Annotated in this window: 12 protein-coding genes and 4 pseudogenes; 12 read left to right on the forward strand and 4 right to left on the reverse strand. The window is 52.2% G+C overall.

The genetic code is table 11. The features are described from left to right. Window positions 1-797: 797 nt before the first annotated feature. The gene (locus tag JFV26_RS17595; protein ID WP_201194296.1) at window positions 798-1,061 is read left to right on the forward strand and encodes a hypothetical protein; all 264 of its coding nucleotides are present in this window, start codon (window positions 798-800) and stop codon (window positions 1,059-1,061) included. A 428-nt stretch (window positions 1,062-1,489) separates the two neighbouring features. On the opposite strand, the pseudogene JFV26_RS17600 reads toward JFV26_RS17595, so the two are convergent. Beyond that, window positions 1,490-2,367 (reverse strand): annotated as a pseudogene (locus tag JFV26_RS17600) (aromatic amino acid lyase); the annotation flags it as partial. 548 nt (window positions 2,368-2,915) lie between these two features. On the opposite strand from JFV26_RS17600, the gene JFV26_RS17605 reads away from it, so the two are divergent. The 8 genes and pseudogenes from JFV26_RS17605 to JFV26_RS17640 all read left to right on the forward strand — a co-directional run. Then, a complete protein-coding gene (locus JFV26_RS17605; protein WP_201194297.1) occupies window positions 2,916-3,899 on the forward strand; it encodes an ABC transporter substrate-binding protein in 984 nt (327 codons plus the stop codon). Window positions 3,900-4,018: 119 nt separating this feature from the next. Further along, window positions 4,019-4,879, forward strand: coding sequence for an ABC transporter permease (locus JFV26_RS17610; RefSeq protein WP_201194298.1), 861 nt, complete (start codon window positions 4,019-4,021; stop codon window positions 4,877-4,879). Further along, entirely contained in the window at window positions 4,876-5,640 is a 765-nt protein-coding gene (locus JFV26_RS17615; RefSeq protein WP_201194299.1) for an ABC transporter ATP-binding protein, read from the forward strand. Before JFV26_RS17610 ends, JFV26_RS17615 begins: the two co-directional genes overlap by 4 nt. A gap of 43 nt (window positions 5,641-5,683) precedes the next feature. Beyond that, window positions 5,684-7,009, forward strand: coding sequence for a histidinol dehydrogenase (gene hisD / locus JFV26_RS17620; RefSeq protein ID WP_201194300.1), 1,326 nt, complete (start codon window positions 5,684-5,686; stop codon window positions 7,007-7,009). A gap of 222 nt (window positions 7,010-7,231) precedes the next feature. Next, on the forward strand, window positions 7,232-8,524 hold the full coding sequence (locus JFV26_RS17625) for a hypothetical protein (protein WP_201194301.1): 1,293 nt from the start codon (window positions 7,232-7,234) through the stop codon (window positions 8,522-8,524). 154 nt (window positions 8,525-8,678) lie between these two features. Then, window positions 8,679-9,662: a zinc-dependent alcohol dehydrogenase gene (locus tag JFV26_RS17630; RefSeq protein WP_201194303.1), complete on the forward strand. Its 984-nt coding sequence runs from the start codon at window positions 8,679-8,681 to the stop codon at window positions 9,660-9,662. Window positions 9,663-9,674: 12 nt separating this feature from the next. Further along, on the forward strand, window positions 9,675-10,436 hold the full coding sequence (locus JFV26_RS17635) for an SDR family NAD(P)-dependent oxidoreductase (protein ID WP_201194305.1): 762 nt from the start codon (window positions 9,675-9,677) through the stop codon (window positions 10,434-10,436). A gap of 228 nt (window positions 10,437-10,664) precedes the next feature. Next, window positions 10,665-10,748 (forward strand): annotated as a pseudogene (locus JFV26_RS17640) (hypothetical protein); the annotation flags it as partial. Window positions 10,749-10,779: 31 nt separating this feature from the next. On the opposite strand, the pseudogene JFV26_RS17645 reads toward JFV26_RS17640, so the two are convergent. The 3 genes and pseudogenes from JFV26_RS17645 to JFV26_RS17655 form a co-directional block, all read right to left on the reverse strand. Next, window positions 10,780-11,332, reverse strand: a pseudogene (locus JFV26_RS17645) (IS3 family transposase); the annotation flags it as partial. Between the two features lie 272 nt (window positions 11,333-11,604). Beyond that, the gene (locus JFV26_RS17650; RefSeq protein ID WP_201194307.1) at window positions 11,605-12,270 is read right to left on the reverse strand and encodes a dTMP kinase; all 666 of its coding nucleotides are present in this window, start codon (window positions 12,268-12,270) and stop codon (window positions 11,605-11,607) included. A gap of 223 nt (window positions 12,271-12,493) precedes the next feature. Then, a complete protein-coding gene (locus JFV26_RS17655) occupies window positions 12,494-13,255 on the reverse strand; it encodes a FadR/GntR family transcriptional regulator (RefSeq protein ID WP_201194313.1) in 762 nt (253 codons plus the stop codon). 236 nt (window positions 13,256-13,491) lie between these two features. Here JFV26_RS17655 and JFV26_RS17660 point away from each other — a divergent pair, with 236 nt between their 5' ends. From JFV26_RS17660 to JFV26_RS17670, 3 genes and pseudogenes are all read left to right on the forward strand, one after another. After that, window positions 13,492-14,232: an SDR family oxidoreductase gene (locus JFV26_RS17660; RefSeq protein ID WP_201194309.1), complete on the forward strand. Its 741-nt coding sequence runs from the start codon at window positions 13,492-13,494 to the stop codon at window positions 14,230-14,232. Window positions 14,233-14,283: 51 nt separating this feature from the next. Then, window positions 14,284-15,132, forward strand: coding sequence for a fumarylacetoacetate hydrolase family protein (locus JFV26_RS17665; protein ID WP_201194311.1), 849 nt, complete (start codon window positions 14,284-14,286; stop codon window positions 15,130-15,132). Window positions 15,133-15,170: 38 nt separating this feature from the next. Beyond that, window positions 15,171-15,419, forward strand: a pseudogene (locus JFV26_RS17670) (fuconate dehydratase); the annotation flags it as partial.

Consider the following 15,419-nt stretch of genomic DNA (forward strand, 5'->3'; position numbering starts at 1 on the left):
CAAAGCTTTCAATCTGTAGCGGCTCGATGGTAGAGATTGCACTCATATTTCCGTACTTTCTGATGCTGTGGTGTGCGGTAAATCAACACGAGGCCTGTAAGTCTTGATCTAGCTGGGGTTCAGCTTTGCGTCGGATAACTACTCTGGAGCCGGGCACGACGTGCGCGCCGACGCAGCAACTGGTAGGACAGACTGAGCAGAAAGACCAGCAGAGCGCCGAACAGCGCAGCTTTGACCTCGGGTGAGTCAGGACCGTGGCCGATAGGGTTTCCCACCGGCAGGCGCGAGAGGGTTTCGTTAATCCCGGGATCATCAGTATCAGGTAGCTGAACGTCATGCTGCTGACCTGCAGATACTCGCTGGCTCTGCCTAGAGGACGCAGGCTAATAGCATTTCTGCCCATCAAAATGGCTGTCAGCGCGAGAATGCCAAGCGCCGCCTCCCGGCCATATATGGGAATTGAGCCTGTGCATGACACCTTTGACCTTAAGTCCTGATTCATTAACGGTGAGACGACCTTTTGAACTAACAGGGAGAATCTCGATCAATTAAACGCAACGAAAAAGTTTAATGACGTCGTGCCTGCATTACCTGTCGTAGGTAGTTGGATTGGGTATCGTCCTGCCACTTATAGTAACTCGAGCGTTAATCCGAGAACGTAAAAAACGGAACTGTCCACCCCGGTTATTTTTGGTAATACTTTTCAAAATTTACGGCGATCAATTGTTGTCAAAAAATACGTGACCAATCTGATTCGGCCATTACAGCTCGATTCAATTCTCAGGTAGAGGTGGCGTATGTATATCGTCAAGAAAGCACCGAGCTTAATAGTGGGCATCCTGATGGGTGGTTTTTTTCAATCATCCGTTCAGGCTGATGGCATCGTTGGCTCGGTACTCAACGGTGTAGCCAATATCACCGGGGCGGCGCTGGGTGGGGCCGCCAATGTGACTGGCACTGCGCTCGGTGCTCCCAGATACAGTTCCGACGATGACTATGCCCCGCCACCACCAAAGCATCGCCGCCATCAGCAACAGCGCTATTACCAGGATAATAACTAACAGCACCAGAACCTTATCCAGGCTGGCCAGAAACTGTTATTTTGTTGTTGATGGCGGCAAGGGTTCAACACGTAGCGGGAAATCTCTCAGAGGGCGATAGTGTTCACTTATCTTTAAGTGGGCACTATCGTCCTTTTTTAGTGCAACCAATGCTCAGCGAAATACTCATCCGAAACAAAACTCATACGTAAAGGGTTGCCGCTATGCCTGATAACACGCGGACTTACGTTTATTTGTGTCCCTATAGTTCGCGCCTATGATATATGGCGAACGGATCAACTTCGTAAATGCACTATAACTAGGCACAGCCCATTACAGGTGACTTACCGTTTTGTGTGCCGGGTCGTTGAGTATAGGCGGGGAAACTTTGTGGATCAGTTGCATGATCGGTACAGCTTCGGGCAATTGCATGGATCTGAAGACAATCTTCGAATCAGCTCCATGACCTCAGAAAGCTTTTTGGCCGTTTTCAGCGGCGCATGGAAATCGATACCTTGTGCTGCAGCTAGAGCTTCAATACCAACAACAGCGGAACTGTTTCCGGTCATGTCCTGCAATCAGCGAGCGCAAAGGTCGCCATTGAGACGTGATCCTCCTGGTTGGCCGAAGTCGGCAGACTGTCTACCGAAGCAGGATGTGCCAGGCTTTTGTTCTCCGAGGCAAGGGCTGCAGTTGTAACTTGAGCGATCATAAAACCTGAGTTCAGACCGCCTTCTTTGACGAGGAAAGCTGGGAGTCCAGACAGCGCAGGTCAACAAGTTGAGCCATATGTCGTTCAGACAACGCACCTATCTCTGCAATAGCCAAGGCCAGAGTATCGGCAGCCATCGCTACTGGTTCTGCATGGAAGTTGCCGCCTGAACGCACGTCGCCATCAGCGGCAAAAACAAGTGGGTTGTCCGATACCGCATTCGCCTCACGCAAGAAAATATCCGCAGCAAAGCGAATGTGGTCAAGGCAAGCGCCCATGACTTGGGGCTGGCAACGCAACGAGTACGGATCTTGAACTCGAGTACATGTCTCATGAGATTTGTGGACCTCACTACCATCGAGCGGGAGCGATACAGCCCAGTTGCCGCTACTTGGCCGATTTGCCCCAGCACTTCTTGGATGTGCGCATCAAAAGGCACGTAGGAGCCCTTTAGGGCCTCTACCGTCATGCTGCCCGCAACAACCGCCGCGCTAAACAATTTTTCCGTAGCAAATAGACCCCGTAATGCGAGTGCAGTAGATACCTGAGTACCGTTGATCAGCGCTAAGCCCTGCCCTCTTTCGGCCCCAGCTCCATAGGCTCGAGACCAGCGATAGGCTGCATTACAGGAAGCATCCAACTCGATTTGAGGTTGTTCCGTGTAAATTTTACGCAGTTGGACGAGGGTCAGACGGCCAGGTTTCAGAAGCATGGCTGGGGCATTGGATTCACTTTAAACGGTCTATTTCTGTGTTTACATGTATATACATGATAAGCAATATATAAGCCGGCGGATGCGCATGCCAAGCCTCCTCTATTGAGGCCACCACCTTGCTGTCTATAGAGACTGATTGTGCGAGTAGCTTTGCTACCGAATATCGCACACGAATAGGGCAATGCGCACTAGATCGCCCTATTCTGAGACGTTTATAGCGAAGTTACCGTTTGTTCAGCCCTTCATATCCGGCCTGGAGGATCTGAAATGCCCTTGATGCAAGGGGTGTAAAAATTTCCACTAGCAACCTGCAAAACGGGCACGCTATGTGCCTACATGTATATACGTGCCATACAGGGATTGCGTCACTGTGCAGTCACGACATTGTTTAAAGGGATGCGCGAACATGCGAAAGATCAATGCTTTCCAACCATAAGCGAGAGACGACATGAATCAGTTGCTAAAAGATGGGGTGAAGTACCTTGTTGGCGCTTGCGTCATGGCTGCAGCAGTTGCGACTTGGGCAGCTGATCCAAAGGTAGAGGCTGGATCGCTCAAGGTAGGAGTTGAGCCATGGCTTGGGTATGGGCAAATGCACGTAGCTGCTGCGCACGGTCTCTTTGCGAAACGCGGCCTGGAAAAAGTAGAGCTAATAAATTTCAACGAAGATAAGGACATCAACGCCGGGCTCGCTAGCGGCCAGCTAGATGTAGCGACTATCGCCACCCATACTGCAATGGCAATGATTTCAGCGGGCCTGCCCGTAAAAATCGTGATGCTTCTTGATCAAAGCATGACTGCAGATGCAGTGATCGCGAGCCCAGACGTCAAGTCCATCAAAGACCTGAAGGGAAAAGAGGTCGCCTTTGAAGAGGGCACGACTAGCGATATTTTGCTACACGCTGCGCTGGCTAAAGCCGGCATGCAGTGGAGTGACATTAATCTGGTTCCGATGCCTGCTAGCAGTGCGGGTAGCGCGCTTATTGCTGGTCGAGTTTCAGTCGCAGTGACTTACGAACCCTATTTGACCGTTGCAAAGCAGCAAAATCCAAAGCTGAACATGCTGTTTAGCGGTAAAGATCAGCCTGGTATCGTCAGTGACGTACTGGTTGTTCGCGAAGATGTCATAAAGAAAAAACCAGGGCAGATTCAGGCTCTTGTTAATAGTTGGGGAGATGCAGTAGCTCACTATCGTGCCAATACGGCAGCTGACCGTGAGCTAATTTCCAAGGCCGTTGGTGCTAATCCAGAAGACCTTGCTACTGCGTTTGACGGCGTTGAATATTACGACCTGCAGCAGAACACTCATGAGCTAAACGGCTCATTCAAAGAAAACGTTTTCCCGATGATTTTGAAGGCTGCGATTGAGGCAGGGCTCGTTCAAAAGCCCGTTGATGCTGATTCACTCATCGATGCCCGCTTCGTAAAATAATGAACCAGATCAAAACCGTGATTGGCAGCTAACTGTCATGTTTGGACGCGTGCCGCAGGCTGCATTCGTTTGCAACTGTGGCGCTATGTCGGAATGAATGTTAGATGAGCGAGGTACATATGAGCCATGTCGAAACTAAAAGAGGGGAAGGTGAAGTGGTCAACACCACCCCACCCAAGCGTCGCAGGAGGGGCAGCCTATTTGTGATAGGCCGCCAGCCGACTAAAAGCGGGTATCTCTTCATTGCAGCCTCTGTCTTCATTGCCATCGGCGTTTGCTGGTGGGCATTCAGCGCTCTGGGCGTTGTACCACCTATTTTCTTGCCTACTCCTCAAAGCGTTTTGGCAAAGCTGGCTCAGCTTGCGCAAGACGGAACACTCTGGGCCGATTTAAAAATTAGTCTGTATCGGATTACCGTTGCGTTTCTAATATCATCTCTGATGTCAATTCTATTTGGCGTTCTAGCTGGTAGTTATGGGTTCTGGAAAGCATCCCTGGAACCCCTAGTCGACTTTATTCGATACATGCCAGTAGTAGCTTTCGTGCCATTGACCATCCTATGGAGCGGAACTGGCGACTTTCAAAAGTTTCTAATTATCTGGCTGGGAACGTTTTTCCAGCAGGTACTCATGGTTATGGACTCAGTTAAAAGAGTACCTGTCGATTTCATTGGACTAGGCCGGACACTCGGAATGAGTGACAGGAAAATTCTTTGGAAAATTGTTCTACCTAGCGCGATGCCAGGAATCTGGGATGCTCTGCGAGTAAGCCTGGGCTGGGCCTGGACGTGGTTAGTCCTCGCCGAGCTCGTTGCGTCAACCTCAGGGCTAGGTTACCGAATCGTTGTGTCGCAACGCTATTTTCAAACGGACACCATTATTGGCTACATCCTGTTTCTCGGTATTCTTGGTTTGATTACAGACCAAGCAATGCGAGCAGGCGAAAAAGTATTGTTCCGTTACAATCGGAGACGGTCATGAGTACGTTAGCAATTCAGAGCCTGCATAAGAGCTTTACAACAAACAACCAAGAAAAAAAAGTTCTTGATGGCATTAGTCTTACCTTGGCCGATAACGAATTTGTTTCCATTGTAGGTACTTCTGGCTGTGGTAAAAGTACAATGCTTTCTATTGCTGCAGGTTTGGAAGATTTCGAATCTGGAAGCGTATTAGTTGACGGTATACCTATCAATGGTGCCGGCATGGATCGAGGCGTAGTTTTTCAAGCATATACACTACTTCCATGGCTCACTGCTTTGGAAAACGTTGAGTTCGCTCTTAAGGCCGCAGGTCGAGAGTCTCGTGAATGCAAGGAAATCGCGTTTGAACACCTGGAGTTAGTTAACCTAACTTCATTTGCTGATGCGTACCCGAATGAATTGTCAGGCGGCATGAAGCAGCGTGTAGCAATTGCACGTGCTCTTTCGTATCGGCCTAAAATCTTGCTCATGGATGAGCCTTTTGGGGCGCTGGACGCCATAACCCGCCGTCAGATGCAACAGTTACTAACTAAAGTTTGGGAGGCTCACCGCCTTACAGTAATGTTTGTCACCCATGACGTGGAGGAAGCGGTATATCTTTCTGACAGGATAGTTGTTATGGGTACCGGATGTATCAAGGACACGATCAATGTCCCAATTGGTCGACCACGCATTGATGGAGTGTGTGACTTATCAGAGTTTGTGGATATTCAACGCTATGTTTTGGGCTTGATTCGTCAAAACTCTGTTGCTCACGCCTAATTAATGTCTTTATCGACAACCAAGCCTCTATTGGAGCTTTGTGATGAAACAACCAACTTTTCACGATCTGACCAACGTTGATGTTCTGCCTGAAGAATTGTTCCGGCGTACTGAAGCTGATCTTTCTTTTTTCGTAGAAAAGGTAAAGCCAATTATTGAAGCCGTACGCACCGAAGGTGACGAAGCGCTCATTCGCTTTGCAAAGGACTTTGACAGGGTTACCGCTGATCGGATGTCGATCCGCGCCGAGGAAAACGAGTTCGAGGAAGCGTTTGCTCGCATGGATCCCAAGGTAATCGAGTCCATTAAATATGCGGCTGAAAACATCCGCGTCTTTCATGAGGCGCAAAAACCGGAAGAAATGTGGCTCAAAGAGATGCGGCCTGGCGCTTTCGCGGGCGACCGCCACGTACCCATTGATTCCGTTGCTTGTTATGTGCCGCGCGGAAAGGGCTCCTTCCCAAGCGTTCTGCTGATGACCGCCATTCCCGCGATTGTCGCTGGAGTGCCGCGTCCGATAGTAATCACGCCGCCAGGCCCTGACGGGAAGGTTGATGATGCAACGCTCGTCGCTGCACGTCTTGTAGGTATCAAAGAAATTTATAAGTGCGGAGGAGCTCAAGGTGTCGCCGCCGTTGCTTACGGCACCCAAACTGTTCCGAAGTGCCTCAAAATTGTTGGCCCGGGTAGCCCATGGGTAGTGACCGCAAAACGTCAGCTGTCACATCTGATCGATCCAGGTACTCCCGCTGGCCCAAGTGAAGGCGTGGTTTTGGCAGATGACACCGTCAACCCTTCGCTCGCCGCTCTGGATCTGATCATCGAATCAGAACACGGCCCGGACTCTTCTGCATATTTGGTTACCAATAGCCGCGAAGTAGCGGAAGGCGTCATTGCAGCGCTGCCAGGTCTCTGGGCGAAGCTTGATCCGAAACGGGCTGAATTTTCACAGACGGTTCTGTGTGGCGAGCATGGCGGGATCGTTCTGACCAAGGACTTCGAGACTGCTATCGAATGGGTCAATGAATATGCACCTGAACACTTGGAAATCTTGTCCGAGGAACCGTTGGCAGTCATGAACCGGATCCGTAACGCCGGCGAAATTCTGCTCGGCAACTACACCCCGGTTACTTTGGGTAACTTCGTACTCGGCCCTAACGCTGTACTTCCAACCAACGGGGCTGCGAAGACGGCTGGTCCACTGTCCGTATTTGACTACATGAAGCGGATCTCGGTTGGCTATGTAACCCGCGCCGGCTACGACGAATTGGCTGAGCAAGCTCATGGATTCGCGGTCTACGAAGGCTTCAGCTCCCATGCACTGGCAGTCTCGCCACTACGCAAAGAAATCATAAAAAACGGTAAGTGACAGACAGAGGGGAGGCGCCCTCCTCCTGTTTAGGTGTTCCCCCCGAACCGATGAAGAAAGCAGCACGGGCGGTAATACGACCTTAGAGCTTTTGACTGAGTGCAAGCCTTCCTGCCCGCCAAATGTGCTGCAGGGTTCATAACCGAAGCGACCGGTCTGCCATCGCATAAGTAGCCAGGCTAGCTCGGTTGTAATCATCAGAATTTCTTGAAGGAAAGCGATATGAATCAGACGTCGGAACCCTTAGCTGCACAAGCCCGGACGCTGGCGAAACAAGGTGATTGGGAGGGCGCGCGCACCAAGCTTCTCCAGTTGGTGAGCGAAGTCATTGGTGCTAGTGCAAAAGATCTCGAAATCAACCGAGATCAATACAGCTTGAACTCCCTGAATGGCTTGACGGAATTGGACGATGGTCGTCGTTTTTTCTTCAAATATCATAATGAGGAAGGCGAAGACAAAACCATCGAAGAATACTACAACGCAGAATTGCTTCGAGAGGCTGGCTATCGCGTCGACGTACCGCTGTACGCGTGTGGTGAACCAGGTCGCCAGATTCTTTTTTATGCCCTCCGTGAAGACCTTCGCCTCGCTGATGCTTGCCGCGCTGTTGAGGAAGCAAGCGACTGGCAGAACATGGCGGCAGTGGTAAAAGCGCAGGATGAGTACGATGAGGAGGCTCTCGAAGTCGCGCTCCGTACGATGAAGCAAGGATCGGTCGAAGACGTCATAAAGGAACCTGTGCATCAGCTCTTTCACCATCGTCTTGTTACCGATGGCGTACCTGCGGGGCTAGGTGGACGCGTTGGAAGAAACTACGTTGGAAAAATCTTTGCGTTCCCTGGTGCCGAAGCACCTTGGGAAGTACTAAAGGATTTGAAATGGGTGATCAACAACGTTGAGTACGAGCGTACTCTTGAAGAGCTGTTTCTTGAGAGTGGTGATGTTCTAGCCCCGGCAAAGCTAGCTGAACATGGTGTATTTACCGCGCATGGCGATGCGCACAATGCCAATATCTGGTATGAAACGAATGGCGCTGAACCTCGCCTTGTGAGCTTCGATCCTGCGTTTGCAGGGCGAAACATTCCTGCATTGTTGGCAGAGGTGAAGGCTACCTTTCACAACATATTTGCTCACCCTCTGTGGCTGTACGAACCGTCCCGAGTCTCGGAGCGATACAGGGTCACTACACGCATTGAAAGCGGAAAGATTTTCGTCGGCTTCGACTGGTCTCTCTCACCTTTGCGGGAAGCGTTTCTGCGAAGTAAAACCGATAAATATTGGAAACCACTAATCGCAGAGTTGAAAGCTAAAGAGTATCTGCCTGAGAACTGGGAACGGATCTTACGGCTGGCGCTCTTCTGCTGCCCTACTCTAGTTCTAGATTTGCGCGCAGACGGAGGGAGTGGTCATACCCCTCAAAGCTCTGCTCTTGGACTCGCCATTGCTATCAGTGCCGGCAGTGAGCCCGTTGCTGGGTCGGACTGGTTCTGCCGACTTTTTGCGGCCATTCGATAAAGTCACCAGGGCCCTTCAACGAAATTGAAGGTATCTCTCGATCAGATGCCAGCGATCCTTCGATTCGATGCTGTCAGCCAGAAAAGTGCTGAAGGCTGACACTTAACGTCCAACTACCAGAGAGGTACCTATGAAGGCGCTTAGGTTTTATGGAATGGGAGATATTAAGCTCGAAGATATCCCCCTACCTGGCCACGTACCTGATGGTTACGTTCGCCTGAAAGTGCTTGCTGCTGGTGTTTGCGGATCGGACATTCACAACCTTAAAACAGGTCAATGGATATCAAAAATCCCGGTTACACCTGGTCATGAATTCTGCGCCCGTATTACCGAAATTGGTCCGAGTGTTGTCGGATTCTCAGTTGGAGATCGCGTGGTGGTCGACTCACGAGCCAACTGCGGTGCATGTGACTACTGCTTCTCCGGCGCAGGAAATCTCTGCCGAAAAATGGGTTTTGTGGGAGAAGCTTGCGATGGCGGGTTTGCCGAGCAAAGTCTCCAACCTATTCATCGCCTCCTGGCTGTACCTGATTCTGTCACCGACGAAATTGCCGCGCTCTCCGAGCCATTAGGCGTATCGCTGCGTGTATTGACCAGGCTGAGCGCTTCGCCCGACGCGCCTGTGCTAATCGCAGGAGGCGGCCCCATAGGTGGTCTGGCGGCCATTTTACTACGTGAACTGGATAGGCGACCGGTCTACCTGATCGAGCGCAACGCGGCACGTGCACGCTTGCTTGAAGATGTTTGCGGAGTGATTCCCGTCGCCTGCGACAGTGACGCTATTAGAGCCGCCATGGGCGGGAAGGAACCGCTGTTTTGTATTGAAGCAACCGGTAACGCCCGAGTGATGGAACAACTCATAAAGTCTGTGGGTTCAGGCGGAAGGATTGCATTAGTTGGACTGACCTCTGGTCAGATGCCTTTAAGCACTAACGAAATCGTCGAGCGGGAAATAGAGCTGGTGGGTTGCAGTGTGTTCCAGGATGAACAGCGTAAAGCTATCCAATTGCTCGAGCGCTTGAGTCCAGCCCTGCACCAAGTGATAGCAGGCCCGGTGAGTCTCGACCAAATCCTCGAGATCTATCAAGAGTCAGATCGCGGGGCGAACGTGAAGCTTAAGACCATCATCAGACCCTAAGGGGAATCTACCATGGCCATCTCATTTTCGGTTTCCGGAAAGACCGTATTGATTACTGGGGCGTCAAAAGGCATCGGTCGATCACTGACAATCGCATTTGCTGAAGCTGGTGCGCATGTAGTTGCAGCTGCTCGCGACACAAAAAAACTGGAGACTCTCAAATCCAAAATAGAGGGTGAGGGCGGAGTATGTTCAATCGTTTCTCTCGACGTCGGCGACAGTCGCTCACGACAGGTAGCCTTCACTCACATTGAAGCTGTCGTGGGGCAGTTAGACGTGCTGATTAATAACGCGGGAGTAGAACGCGTTACCCCCTCTCTTGAAGTCAGCGAAGAAATTTGGGATGCGATTATTGATGTGAACCTTAAAGGGGCATTTTTTTGCGCACAGGCCGCTGCGAAACTCATGGCTGCCAAAGGAGGATCCATCATCAACATTTGCTCGCTAACGAGTGTTGTAGGCGTTCCAGGATCTTTGCCGTACGGATCTTCAAAAGCGGGCCTGGTAGGAATGACTATGGGGCTTGCTACCGAATGGGCTCCTTTAGGCATAAGGGTGAATGGGATTGGCCCTGGTTACTTTGAAACTGATCTCACCCGGCCTTTTTACGAAGGCACCGGCTGGAAAGAAGAAATGGTCAAAAAAGTGCCTCTCGGCAGACTCGGCGATCTGAATGACCTGGCCGGTGCTGCGCTTTTTCTTAGCTCTTCAGCTGCCAGCTACATCACGGGCCAAGTTCTTTACGTGGACGGTGGGTTCCTAGCCGCGATCTGAGTTCCCACGGACTGAGAAGTGTTGGAGCCGTACCGAAAAAAATGTTGAGAATTTCTATCCGCGCGGCCTTGATCTAGCAACGCGAATAGGCACAGAACGCCTTATCTTGTACACAAGCATATACATTAAGTTTGCTACGGAGATTTTGCTAATGTCCTTACAAAACCGTTTCCGGGACGTCGAGATCCGCGCTTCGCGTGGCAACAAACTGACGGCAAAGAGTTGGCTTGGTCACTGTTGAATGCTTTGCTGAATACCACAGGTGGCGCAACGTGGGTATCGCTTCATCATGGTGGCGGAGTAGGTATGGGCTGTTGGGGGGACGGCAAAAAACTTGGACTGGTTATGCCGCTAGGCCCAGGCTCTTACGATATTCAACGGGACTGAGAGCGCCGAGGGAAATCTTGATTCGTTTCTCGTTGTACCAGCGGATGTATGAATCCAGGGCCTGAATGAACTGCTCGATGCTTGTTGACTGCCAGTTGCGAGGATAGAACAGTTCCGTTTTCAGCCGGCCGAAGAAGCCTTCACAAGCCGCGTTGTCAAGCGAGCATCCCTTGCGCGACATCGAACGAATCAGCTTCGCATCAGCGATGTGCGATAACCAGCGGGGCCAGCGGTAGTGAGCGCCACGATCGGAGTGAACGACAGGCCGTTTGCTGTTGCGGGCCACCGTTTCGACGGCGGCATCCAGCATCGTGTTCACAAGTCCGGCGTCCGGGCGCGTGCCGATCGACCAACTGATGACCTTTCCATCGAAGCAGTCGATCATTGGGGGACAGGTACACCTTGCCGGTCGGGATCTGGAACTCCGTGATATCAGTGAGCTATTTCTCATTCGGAGCAACAGCCGAGAAGTCGCGGTTGACGAGGCTTTCCGGCGCAGGACTGATCTCTGCCTACAGCAGGGTAAGGCTCCGAGTAACTTATGAACATATGACATCGCCCACTTGTTAAATCATGTATTACTCTATAGTTGCGCATAGGTCCTGTCCGTTTCCCTATCGTCCGCTTTCCTCTTGGCATACATCTCCAGTAATCGACGCTCGGACCGTCTGATCATGTAGACCCACCCCCGGGCAGCTTCGATTCAGAGTTCGATGACAGGCACCCAGATCAAAGCGTCAGCCGGCTACCGCTGCGGCGACAAATCACTTCTTCGATCCTGCTAACGATCTATATCTACGGCTATCTCAACCGCATCAAGGCCGGAGCAGCGAACTTCGCCTAGGACTCTATAGATCTCAGCAATCACCTGCATCGTTGCGTCTTCGATCGTTCCTTCATTACGGCATAAAACCCAGCCGTGATCTGCAATCGCTCGCTCGAACGCCTTGGTACAAGCGACATGTTCTTCCTGCTTGTGGATCACAGTACTGCTCAGCCCACGCCGTCGTGCCGCTGCCCTCGCCCATGAAATATCAGGTGCGGTGACAACCCCGACATGCAGGTCTGGCACTCGCACGTTTCGATCAATGTTCAACTGCAGAATCTCTGCAAACGGGACTATCCGGCGAAACGCGGCATCAGATGGGTACCAGCGATCGATCAAGATGATGCTGCCTGGTGGCTGTTTAGCCAGCACGTGCTGGGAAATCCAGGTACGGCTATCAGCAAAGCGCTCACAAACCTCCAACTCCAAATCCCGGGTGGGACTTCTGACGAGCTTGTTAACGAGGGCCATTGTTTCACCCCTGTAGGGATCGCTTTTTTTCTCGCAAAGTCGGATCACCTTTTTGTTGTCTGCCCTCAGTACTTTCGTAACGGCCTCCAACAGTGTGGTTTTGCCGGTTCCCTTGGGCCCATCTAGAGAAACAAACAGCGGACGATTCATTCTTCACATAACGATTGATATACGGTTTTTTTTGCCCGGTTCGTTCGCTGGAACCGCTTGGCGCGACTACGCGAATCGAGTGAAGGGCCCTTATGAACAGACATTGATGAACACTCTAACCTGGTTTCTGACTCACGGGTCTCAAACCACGGGTTTCGGCTTCCACAAAAGAAGCAATGTATTTCAATGAGCTATCTTTTGGTTCGATTCGGGTTCTGACAGTTTATTGAGCGTTGCGGCTGAATATGCGAATCACTTCATCCAAATGTTCTGCCATGGCCTGGCGAGCAGCTTTTGGATCGTGACTCTCCAGCGCCAGCAGCACACGTCGATGTTCATCTTCAGAGCGATGAGGCATGTCGCCCGAGGTGTAATGGCTTTGCAAACGCTGAAACATGCTGCCATAGCGATGGCCGAGCAAGTGCTGAATGATCAGCGCATAGGCCGGGTTGTCCGATGCATGGGCAATACGGATATGAAACAAGCGGTCGCCGGGGTGGGTATGCGAGTCGTCGCGATTATCCTGAACGTTGCGTTCAAACGCTTCACGAATACCGGCCAACTCCTCGTCGCTGGCATTGACCGCAGCTAACGCGGCAGTTTCCGGCTCAATCAGGCGCCGCGCTTGAAGCAATGCAAACGGTGGGATTTCAGCACTGAAGTCGATTTCCAGGCCCAGCTCAGGGTCCAGATCTTTCCATTGGTTACGAGTCGCCTGGCGCATGACCGGCTCATCGGACACCGCTTGGCCGGGAGGCACACATACCAACACCCCATTGCCGACGCGCACATCCACCAAACCGATCACTTCCAGTGCAATCATCGCTTCTCGAACCGAAGCACGGCTCACACCCAACAACTTGGCCAGCTCACGCTCCGCTGGTAATCGACTGCCAGGTGGAAACTCACCACTGTCGATCAACGCTCGCAGCTGGTCTGCGATCTGCCTGTAAAGTCTTTGATTATCAATAAGTTGAAATGGCATTTTTGAATCAGCTCTGGAGTGCACAGCGCCCGGCGAACAGTTTTTTGAAAAAGTGCGCTTGTTGATGGTCAATGTGCATGCTACAAAAGGCCCAATGGCCTGACCATTGGATGGGTATCGTTAAGCGATCATAGCAAAACTTACCTTGATCCTTCTTCAATTTAGCCATTAACAACGCCTGCAATGGCCTGACCATTGGGCCAAATAAAAATAATGAATACCTTCACGGAGCACCCATGGATCTTTCCGGTAAACGCGTGCTTATCACAGCGGCAGCCCAGGGGATTGGCAAGGCCAGCGTCGAGGCTTACCTCACTGCTGGCGCCGAAGTCTTCGCCGCCGACATCAATGCTGGAGCCCTGGACAGCCTTGAAGGCGCTCACAAACACCTTCTGGATGTCACTGATGCAGCCGCTATCGAGCGTCTGGCAAAAGAACTCGGCCCACTGGACGTACTGTTTAACTGCGCAGGTGTAGTCCACAGCGGCAATATCCTCGAATGCAGTGAAAAAGACTGGGCCTTCGCTCTGGACCTCAACGTCACGGCGATGTACCGAATGATCCGCGCCTTTGTGCCGGGCATGTTGGCCAGCGGTGGTGGCTCGATCATCAATATGGCGTCGGTGGCCTCGAGCATTAAGGGCGTTCCCAATCGCTTCGCCTACTGCGCCAGCAAAGGTGCGGTGATCGGCCTGACACGGTCGGTGGCTGCCGACTTCGTCAACCAGAACATCCGCTGCAACGCCATTTGCCCCGGCACCGTGGACTCTCCATCCCTGCGCCAACGCATTAGCGAACAAGCTCAGCGCGAAGGCCGTAGCGAAGACGAAGTGTATGCCGCGTTTGTCAGCCGCCAACCGTTGGGTCGCATCGGAACTCCGCAGGAAATCGCCCAACTGGCGCTGTACCTGGGCTCCAGCGCCAGCGGCTTCACCACCGGCACCACCCAAATCATTGATGGTGGCTGGAGCAACTAACCCGCCTCCCCCGCTGCGCTTACTTGATCAAGCTGCTCACAAGGAACCTCTATGAAATTGCTGCGCTATGGCGAAAAAGGTCAGGAGCGTCCTGCCCTGCTCGATAACAACGGTGAAATACGTGATCTGTCCGCACTGGTCGGTGATATCGCAGGTGACACCCTGAGTCCGCAAAGCATTGCTCGCCTGCAAGATATCGATCCCTCATCCCTGCCGCTGGTCAAAGGCTCGCCTCGGCTGGGTGCCTGTGTGGGCCAGGTCGGGAAATTCATTTGCATCGGTCTCAACTATGCCGACCACGCGGCTGAAACCGGAGCTGCCATCCCCGCAGAACCGGTTGTGTTCAGCAAGTGGACCAGCGCAATTGTCGGCCCAAATGACAACATCGAAATCCCCCGCCATTCGACTAAAACCGACTGGGAAGTCGAGCTTGGCGTAGTCATTGGCAAAGGTGGCCGCTACATCCCTGAGGGTGAAGCCCTTGGGCATGTCGCCGGTTATTGCGTCATCAACGACGTGTCAGAGCGCGAGTACCAGTTGGAGCGCGGCGGCACCTGGGATAAAGGCAAAGGCTGCGACACCTTCGGCCCGCTCGGTCCTTGGTTGGTAACTGCCGACGAAATCGCTGACCCGCACCAGCTTGATCTATGGCTGGAAGTGGACGGCAAGCGCTATCAAAACGGCAACACCCGCACGATGATTTTCCAGATCCCCAAAATCATCAGTTACCTCAGCCAGTTCATGAGCCTGCAACCCGGCGATGTGATTTCCACCGGAACGCCACCCGGCGTTGGTCTTGGCATCAAGCCCGAGCCTGTGTACCTGCGAGCGGGCCAACAGATCCGCTTGGGCATCAGTGGGCTTGGCGAGCAGTGCCAGCGTACGGTCGATGCCGAATAAACCCACGAGCGGTTTTACTTTTGACAGAGAAATGAGCCATGACCACGATTACCGCCGTAAGGGTTGAAGACATTCGTTTTCCCACCTCGCAATCGCTTGATGGCTCCGATGCGATGAACCCGGACCCGGACTATTCAGCGGCCTACGTCATCCTTGAGACCGATACCCTGGGCCTGCAAGGCCACGGCTTGACCTTTACCATCGGGCGTGGCAACGAAATTTGCTGTGCCGCAATCAAAGCCCTTGAAGGCTTGTTGGTGGGCCTGGAACTCAGTTGGATTGCGCAA

Origin of the sequence: Pseudomonas sp. TH31 (genome assembly GCF_016650815.1) — a bacterium.
In the GTDB taxonomy this organism is placed as follows: Bacteria; Pseudomonadota; Gammaproteobacteria; order Pseudomonadales; family Pseudomonadaceae; genus Aquipseudomonas.